Origin of the sequence: Amycolatopsis sp. NPDC051758, assembly GCF_044453095.1 — a bacterium.
GTDB lineage: Bacteria > Actinomycetota > Actinomycetes > Mycobacteriales > Pseudonocardiaceae > Amycolatopsis.
In genome coordinates, this window is record NZ_JBITCJ010000002.1 from 540504 (window position 1) to 549230 (window position 8727).

The 8727-nt window shown below is 74.3% G+C and carries 1 protein-coding gene; it reads right to left on the reverse strand.

The window, feature by feature from the left end; translation table 11 throughout:
* Positions 1–4: 4 nt before the first annotated feature.
* Positions 5–8716 (reverse strand): type I polyketide synthase, encoded by an 8712-nt coding sequence (locus ACIA5G_RS11810; RefSeq protein ID WP_395922622.1) that lies wholly within the window; start codon positions 8714–8716, stop codon positions 5–7.
* Between the last annotated feature and the right edge of the window lie 11 nt (positions 8717–8727).

The window sequence follows — 8727 nt, forward strand, 5'->3', positions numbered from 1 at the left end:
TGGTTCACCTTCCGGTCCGGCTCGGGCGCTTGCGGAGGTTCGCGGCGCGGGCGCGGCGGCGTTCGCCGCGGGCGGAGACGTCTTCGGCGGGTTCGGCAGGCGCTGCGGTGGGCGCGCCCGGTTCGCCGAGCAGGGTGACGAACTCCGCGATGGTGGGTTTCTCGAACAGGCTCGCCGGGGCCAGCTCGACGCCGAACTCCTTGGCGACCCGGCCGATCAGCACCAGGCCGATCAGCGACGTGCCGCCGAGGTCGAAGAACGGGTCGTGCACCCCGACTTCTTCCAGTCCCAGGCAGTCGCACCACGCGGCCGCGACGCGCTCTTCGGCCGGGGTGCGTGGGGCGACCATGGCGGTGCGCAGGTCGGGGCGCGGGTAGCGCTCGCCGGACGGGACCGCGGTGTCGGCGCCGACAAGCGCGTCGACCGAGCCCAGCTGCGCCAGGGCGGCGAGCACGTCGGTCAGCGGCAGCGGCAGGACCGTCACCTGCGACTCCCCCGAGGCGACGATCCGCGACAGCAGTTCGGTGCCTTCTTCGGCGCCGATGCCGAACTCCTCGCGGAACCGGCGGGAGCCTTCCTGGGCCTCCGCCGAGCCGGACAGCCCGGCCGACGTCCACGCGTCGAGCTGCCACGGGCCCCAGGCCACCGACACGACCCGCTCGGCGGCCTTGCCGGAGGCCGCTTCGACGGCCGCGAAGCCGTCGAGGAAGGCGTTGGCCGCGGAGTAGTCCGTCTCGCCGACGCCGACGGTGAGGGTGACCGTCGAGGAGTACAGCACCAGCAGCTCGACCGGGTCGACACGCAGCGCTTCGGCCAGGGCGAGGGTGCCGTCGATCTTCGGCGCGAGCACCGCGGCCGCCTGCTCGCGGGTCTTGTTCTGCAGCAGGCCACCGCCGGCGATGCCCGCGGCGTGCACGACGCCGTCCAGGCCGCCGAAGTACCCGCGGACCTCGGCCAGCAGCGCCGCGGCCTCGCCGGGGACGCTGACGTCGGCCTGCACGGTCAGCACGTCCGCGCCGAGGGCACGCAGGTCGCGCACCGCCAGCAGGATCGTGCTCGTGCGGTCGTCGACGCCGTTGTCGCGGATCCAGTCGTCCCAGATCTCCTCGGGGGGCAGCGCGGTGCGGCCGGCGAGGGCGAGGTTGACGCCGAGCGGCGCGAGCCGCCGGGCCAGTGCGAGGCCGAGCACGCCGAGGCCGCCGGTGATGAGGTAGGTGCCGCCGGGTTTCCACGCCTGCGCGTCGTCGACCTCGGGCAGCTCGGTGACGTCGAAGTCGCGCAGCCAGCGCCGGCCGTGGCGCCAGGCGGCGACCGCGACCCCGTCCACGGTGTCCACCGTGGACGCGGCCAGCAGGTCCAGCTCGTGGCTCGCCTGGGCGGGCGCGTCACCGTCGAGGTCCGCGTACTGCGTGTGGACCAGGGGGTATTCGGCGGCGATGGCGTCGGTCATCGCGGCGATCGTCGGGGCGAAGGGGTCGGTGGCGTCCCCGCCGAGGACGTCGAAGCCGCCGCGGCCCAGGGTGAGCAGGTCGACCCGGCGGCCAGCACACTCGGCGCCGATCGCCTGGCCGAGCCACATGAGGCTGTAGAAGCCGGACTCGCGCCCGCTGTCGGTGAGGCCGTGGGCGTGCACGATCCGCAGCGGCCCGTCGCCGCTCACCGCCGCCAGGACTCGCCGGTAACCGTCCACATCGGACGGTGCGATGTCCGCGACGGTCACCCGATGTCCGGCTGCTTCCGCCGTTTCCGCGAAGCCGTCGAACGCGCCGAAAAGAACGAGGTCGCCCGGTGTCGCGGGGGTCCGGCGGGTGCTGTCGCGGCGCCATGTCGGGGTGTGCGCGGTCAGGCCCGTCTTGACCGGGGTCTCGGACTGCTGCGGGGCGGTCATCTGGGTCAGCGACCAGCCGGTGCCGCGGGAGGCGACCTCGGGCCAGTAGCGGGTGCGCTGGAAGCGGTAGGCGGGCAGCGGGACGAACTTCCGGTCCGCGCCGGCCCAGGTGATCGGGACGCCGTGCTCCCACAGCGCGCCGAGCGCGGCCAGCCAGGCACGTCGGCCTTCACCGGGCACCGGCTGCAGCGAAACGACGGGCGTCTGCGGGAGGTAGCGGCCCGCGGCTTCGGCGCCGTCTTCGCCGAGGCCGGCTTCGACCAGGACCGCGGCGTACTTCGCGAGGGCCAGGAGGCCGTCTTCGAACCGGTCCCCGGCGATCTTCCAGTGGGCCGGGTCGGCGGCTTCGGCCGCGGTGAGGAGTTCGCCGGTACGCGGGGAGATCACCGGGATCTTGGGCGCCTGCGCGGCCGGGACGGGTCCGCCCAGGGCCAGTTCGAGGCCTTCGGTGAGGCTGAAGAGCCCGCCCGCAACGGCGGCGACGTGCTCACCGGTGCCGCGGCCGAGGATGACGGCGGGTTCGAGGCCCCACGCGGCAAGCAGCCGGGTGAAGGCGTACTCGACGGCGAAGACGACGGCCCGCTCGTCGGCAGGCGTGCCCAGCAGGTCCACCCGGCCTTCGAGCAGTGCCGCACACTCGTCGATCGCGGCGCGGAACGCGGGTTCGGTGCGATGAAGCTCGTCCGTGGCGCCTTCCCAAGCGTGGCTCGTCCCCGGCAGCAGCAGGCCGAAGCGCCGCCGGTCCGTGACCGCCGAGCCGCCGGTGACCGCACGCAACGCCGTGACCGCATCGGCGTGGTCACGCACCAGCACCGCCTTCCGCAGCGGCAACGCGCTGCGGCCCGCTTGCGTCGTGAAGGCGACGTCCGCCAGCTCGACGGACTCGGTCAGGTGGTCGGCCAAAGCCTCGGCATTCGCCCGGAGCCCCGCTTCACCGTGGCCGGACACCGTGAGCAGCTGCCACTCGGGACCGGGCACCGACACCGGGGCGGGCGCGGCGGCGTCGAGGACGAAGTGGACGTTCGACCCGGACCAGCCGAAGGAGCTGACCCCCGCGCGCAGCACCCCGTCACCGTTCGCCGGGAACGGGCGCACGCCGGGCACCGGGCGGACCGGGCCGTCCACGGTGACCACCGAGTTCGGTGTGCTCATGTGCAGATTGCCCGGCAGTGTGCCGTGTTCCAGCGACAGCACCGTCTTGATCAGCCCGGCCATCCCCGCCGCGGCGAGGGTGTGGCCGACGTTCGACTTCACCGCGCCGACGTAGAGCGGCTCGGGCGCCGAGCGCTCGCCGAAGATCTCCTTGAGCGCGGTGAACTCGATCGCGTCACCGAGCTGGGTTCCCGAGCCGTGCGCCTCGACGAACCCGATCTCGTCCGGTGTGACGCCGGCGTCGGCCAGTGCGGCGCGGATGACCGCGTTCTGCGCGGCGCGGTTGGGCGCGGTGAGGCCGTTGCTGCGGCCGTCCTGGTTGGTCGAGGTGCCGCGGATGACGGCCCGCGCGCGGCCGGCCGGGCCGATCTCGCCCGCGCGGCGAAGCACAACAACCCCGCCGCCTTCGCCGATGACGTAGCCGTCGGCGGTCTCGTCGAAGGTCTTCGTGCGGCCGTCGGCGGCGAGCATGCTCATCTTGCAGGACTGGATGAACACGTCCGGGTTGATCATGGCCGAGGCGGCGCCGACGATCGCGATGTCGCACTCGCCGCGGCGCAGGCTCTGCACCGCGAGGTGCGCCGCGCTCAGCGCCGACGAGCAGGCGGTGTCCACGGTCAGGCACGGCCCGCGCAGGTCGAGCAGGTGCGCGATCCGGCCCGCGGCGGCCGAAAGCGAGCTGCCGAGCCCGAAGTACGGGTCGTCGGCGGCGTCGATGCCGTCGGCTTCCAGCTGCCGCATGCTGTACTGCATGGTGTCGATCAGCCCGGCGAACACCCCGGTGCGGCTGCCGCGCAGCTCGTCGGCGGTGAGCCCGGCGTCCTCGATGCCCTCCCAGACCAGCTCCATCAGCAGCCGGAACGTCGGGTCGAGCCGGCGCGCCTCTTGGGGTGACAGGCCGAAGAACCCGGCGTCCCACCCGGCGATGTCGCCGACGAACGCACCCTGCTGGGTGTAGGCCTTGCCCGGCGCGGTGCGGTCCGGGTCGTAGTAGTCGGCGGCGGTCCAGCGGTCCGGCGGCACCTCACGCACGAGGTCGCGGCCCTCGACGAGGTTCGTCCAGAACTGCTCGGGGGTGTCACTGCCGCCGGCGAACCGGCAGGACAGGCCGACCACGGCGACGTCCTGCCCGGCTGCGGCGGGCGCGCCGGTCACCGCGGGCCGGTCGTCCGAAGCGCCGGGTGCCAGCGAAGCCAGCAGGTGCGCGGCGAGGGCGGCCGGGGTGGCGTGGTCGAACACCATCGTCGGCGGCAGCGCGAGGCCGGTCTCGGTGTTGATCCGGCCGCGCAGCTCGATCGCGGTCAGGGAGTCGATGCCCAGCTTGGTGAACTGCTGCCCGGCCGGAACACCGTCGGTGTGCCCGAGCACGGCCGCGGTGTGGGTCAGCACCAGTTCGGTGACGACGCGCTCGCGTTCGGCCTCCGGCAGCCCGGCGAGCCGGGTCCGCCATGCCTGTGCGGCCTCCGCGCCTTCCTCGGCGCGGGCGGCTTCCGCCTCGGCGATCGCGACCACCTCGGGCAGGTCGGCCAGCAGCGGGCTGGGGCGCAGCGCGGCGAACGGCGGCGCGAACTTCTCCCAGGTCAGCTCGGCGACGGTCAGCGCGGTCTCGTTGCGGTCCAGCGCGTGGCCCAGCGCGACGAGCCCGGTCTCCGGCGCCATGGCCGGCACCCCGAGGCCGCTCAGCAGCTCGTCGAGGTCCTCGCCGACGCCCATGCCGACGCGGCCCCAGCGGCCCCACGCGATCGACGTCGCGGGCAGGCCCTGGGCCCGGCGCCGCTGGGCGACGGCTTCGAGGTGCGCGTTCGCGGCGCCGTAAGCACTCTGGACGGCGTTGCCGATGGACGCGGCGATCGACGAGAACAGCACAAAGGCGTCCAGGTCAAGGCCCGCGGTCAGCTCTTCGAGGTTGCGCGTCCCGGCGACCTTCGGGCGCAGGACGTCGGCGTAGCGCGTGCGGTCCATCGTCTCGATGAGGCCGAGTTCGAGGACCCCGGCCAGGTGGAACACCGCACGCAGGTCGTCGCGGATCGGCTCGACCACCGCGGCCAGGGCGTCCCGGTCGGCGACGTCGCAAGCGGCGATCGTCACGCGGTCGCCGGCCAGTTCCGCGGCGCCGGGGGCGTCCGCGCCCTGACGGGACACCAGGACAACGTGGTCGGCGCCGTGTTCGACGAGCCAGCGGGCGACGATGCCGCCCAGGCCACCGGTGCCCCCGGTGACGAGCACGGTGCCCCGCGGCTGCCACGAACGTGCCGGCTCGGCGGGTTCGGCGTGGGCGAGGCGGCGGCCGAAGGCACCGGTGGCGCGGATCGCGACCTGGTCCTCACCCCGCGGGCCGGTGAGCACCCCGCGCAGCAGGGTGACGGTCCGCTCCCCCGGCTCGGCCGGGACGTCCACCAGACCGCCCCAGGCCTGCGGGTTCTCCAGCGCCGCGGCCCGGCCGAAGCCCCACAGCTGGGCCTGGGCGGGCGCGTCCGGCGCGTCGTGCGGGCCGGTCGAGACGGCGCCACGAGTCAGCGTCCACAGTGGACCCTGCGGGTCACGCGCGGCCAGCTCGCGGACGAGGGACATCGTGGCTTCGGCGCCGAAGGACAGGCCGTCGGTCTCGGTCTCGTCGAGGGCGAGCAGGGACAGGATGCCGTCGAACGACTCCTCGGGCAGGGACACCTGATCGGGACGGTCGACAACCAGGCGCTGGACGTCGGCGCCCGCCAGCGCTTCGAGAGCCGTGCCGACCCAGGTGTCCTGAGTGGACGTGACGAGCAGCCAGCGGCCGGTGGCGGTGGTCGTCGCGGGTGTGAACGGCTGCCAGCGGACGTGGTAGGCCAGCGCGTCCGCCTCGGCCGCGAGGGACCGGGCGCGGCGATAGCGCGTCAGGGCGGGCAGGACCGTGCCGAGCGGCGCGTCGACGTCGGACAGCTTCAGCTCGGCGGCGAACTCGCCGACGTCCCCGGTTTCGACAACCGACCAGAACCGGCTGTCCTCGGCGGCCACCGTGCCGGCACCCGGGTCCTCCAGCCAGAAACGCTTGCGCTGGAACGGGTACGTCGGCAGCGGGACGCGACGCGCGCCGCTGCCGTCGAGGTAGGCGGCCCAGTCGACACGGGCGCCGTGGGCGTGCAGCAGGCCGAGCGCGCTCACCAGCGTGGCGGCCTGGTCGCGGTCCTTGCGCTGGGCCGCGGCGAAGATCTCATCGGGCAGGACCGAGCGGCCCATCGGGGTGAGGGCCGCGTCCGGACCGGCCTCGAGGAACGTCGTTGCGCCCTGGGCGTGCAGGGTCTTGACGGCGTCGGCGAACCGGACGGTGCCGCGGACGTGCTCGGCCCAGTAGGCCGGATCGGTGAGCCGGTCGGCAAGCTCGCCGGTCAGCGTCGAGACGACCGGGATCGTGGGCTCGTGGAAGGTCAGGGTCCGGGCCACCGCGGTGAACTCGGCGAGCATCGGCTCCATCAGCGCCGAGTGGAACGCGTGGGAGACCGAAAGCCGGGTCGAACGACGGCCGGGGAACTGCTCGGCAACGGCCAGGGTCGCGGCCTCGGCGCCGGACAGCACCACTGCACGAGGGCCGTTGACCGCGGCCAGGGCGACGTTGTCCGAGAGGTGCGGACGGACCTCGTCCTCGGTCGCTTCGAGGGCGAGCATCGCGCCGCCCTCGGGCAGCGCCTGCATGAGCCGGCCACGCGCTTCGACGATTTTTGCCGCATCCGCCAGGGAAAGCACCCCGGCGACGTGCGCGGCGGCCAGCTCGCCGATCGAGTGCCCGGCCAGGAAGTCGGGCGTGACACCCCAGGACGTCACGAGCCGGTACAGCGCAACCTCGAACGCGAACAGCGCGGGCTGCGCGAACTCCGTGCGGTCGAGGCGGGCGGCGTCGGTGCCGAACACGACGTCGCGGACGCCGGGCAGGTGGGCACAGACCTCGTCGAAGGCTTCGGCGAACACCGGGAAGCACTCGTGGAGCCGGCGGCCCATGCCGAGCCGCTGCGCGCCCTGGCCGGTGAAGAGCACCGCCAGGCGGCCGCCGGTGTCGCTGCCGGTGACCGCGCCCGCGTCGCCCGCGGCCAGCGCCCGCAGGCCCGAGGCCAGTTCGCCGCGGTTGGCGCCGGTGACCACCGCGCGGTGGTCCAGCGCCGCGCGGGTGGTGGCGAGCGAGAGCGCGACGTCGACCGGCTCCGCGCCGGACTCGTCCACAGTGGACAGCAGCGCGGCCGCCTGCGCCTTCACCGCGGCCGGCGACGCACCCGAAAGCACATAGGGAACCACCGGCGGCGCGACGACTTCCCGCGGCGCCGAGGGCTCGTCGGCGGGCTGCTCAAGGATCACGTGCGCGTTGGTGCCGCTGATCCCGAACGACGACACACCGGCCCGCCGCGGCCGGTCCGCGGGCCACGGCCGGGCCTCGTCCAGCAGCTCGACGGAACCGGCGGACCAGTCGACGTGCGGCGAGGGCGCGTCGACGTGCAGGGTCGCCGGCAGCACGCCGTGGCGCATCGCCTCGACCAGCTTGACGATCCCGGCCAGGCCCGCCGCCGCCTGGGTGTGGCCGATGTTGGACTTGACCGAGCCGAGCCAGAGCGGCGTCTCGCGGTCACGGCCGTAGGTGGCCAGCAGCGCCTGCGCTTCGATCGGGTCACCCAGCGCGGTGCCGGTGCCGTGCGCCTCGACGACGTCGACGTCCGAAGCCGCCAGTCCGGCGTTCGCCAGCGCGGACCGGATCACCCGCTGCTGCGACGGCCCGTTCGGCGCGGTGAGGCCGCTGGACGCGCCGTCGGAGTTGACCGCGCTGCCGCGGACCAGCGCCAGCACCGGGTGGCCGTGGCGGCGCGCGTCGGAAAGCCGTTCCAGCACGAGCATGCCCGCGCCCTCGGCCCAGTTCGTGCCGTCGGCCGCGGCCGCGAACGGCTTGCACCGGCCGTCCGGGGCGAGCCCGCGCTGGCGCGAGAACTCGACAAACGCGCCCGGAGTCGCCATCACCGTGACCCCACCGGCCAGGGCGAGGGTGCACTCCCCCGACCGCAGCGCGCGGGCAGCGAGGTGCACCGCGACCAGCGACGACGAGCACGCCGTGTCGATCGACACCGACGGGCCTTCGAGGCCGAGCGCGTAGGACACCCGGCCGGACACGACGGACCCGGAGGTGCCGATGCCGAGGTACCCCTCGTGCTCCTCGGGCAGCGCGGTCAGCCGCGAGGCGTAGTCGGTGAAGCCGACCCCGGCGAACACGCCGGTGGCGCTGCCCTTGAGCGACGCCGGGCTGATGCCGGCCCGCTCCACCGCCTCCCACGCCGTCTCCAGCAGCAGCCGCTGCTGGGGGTCGGTCGCCTCCGCCTCGCGCGGCGAGATGCCGAACAGCTCGTGGTCGAACTCGGCCGCGTCGTGCAGGAAGCCGCCCTCGCGGACGTAGCTGGTGCCCGGCTTCGACGCGTCGAGGTCGTGGATGGCATCGGTGTCCCAGCCGCGGTCGGCGGGGAACGGCGAGATGGCGTCGACACCGCCGGCGACCACGTCCCACAGCTGGTCCGGGGTCCGGACGCCGCCGGGGAAGCGGCAGCTCATCGCGACGATCGCGATGGGCTCGGTCTCCTTCTCCCGCGCGTCCGCCAGCTCGCGGCGGCTCTCGCGCAGGTCGGCCGCCATCCGCTTGAGGTAGTCGACGTACTGCTCTTCCGAAGGCATGGGTCACGGCT